At 68.7% G+C, this 364-nt stretch carries 1 pseudogene; it reads left to right on the forward strand.

The annotated features are described in order from the left end of the window. Positions 1-364: pseudogene (locus tag J4D52_RS30430) on the forward strand (acetyl-CoA C-acetyltransferase); the annotation flags it as partial.

A 364-nucleotide genomic window follows, 5' to 3' on the forward strand; every position in this document is an offset into this window, starting at 1 on the left:
AATTGCCTTCGCCACCGACGAACAGCCGCGCGCCGGCACCACCGCCGAATCCCTGGGCAAGCTCAAGCCAGCCTTCAAGAAAGACGGCACGGTCACCGCCGGCAACGCCTCGTCGCTGAACGACGGCGCCGCCGCGGTGATCCTGATGAGCGCCGCCAAGGCCAAGGCCCTGGGCCTGCCGGTGCTGGCGAAGATCGCTGCCTACGCCAACGCTGGGGTCGACCCGGCGATCATGGGCATCGGCCCGGTATCGGCCACCCGCCGCTGCCTGGACAAGGCCGGCTGGTCCCTGGAGCAACTGGACCTGATCGAAGCCAACGAAGCCTTCGCCGCCCAGTCGCTGTCGGTGGGCAAAGAGCTGGGT

The sequence above is a fragment of the Pseudomonas sp. GW460-12-10-14-TSB1 genome, from assembly GCF_017349775.1.
In the GTDB taxonomy this organism is placed as follows: domain Bacteria; phylum Pseudomonadota; class Gammaproteobacteria; order Pseudomonadales; family Pseudomonadaceae; genus Aquipseudomonas; species Aquipseudomonas piscium.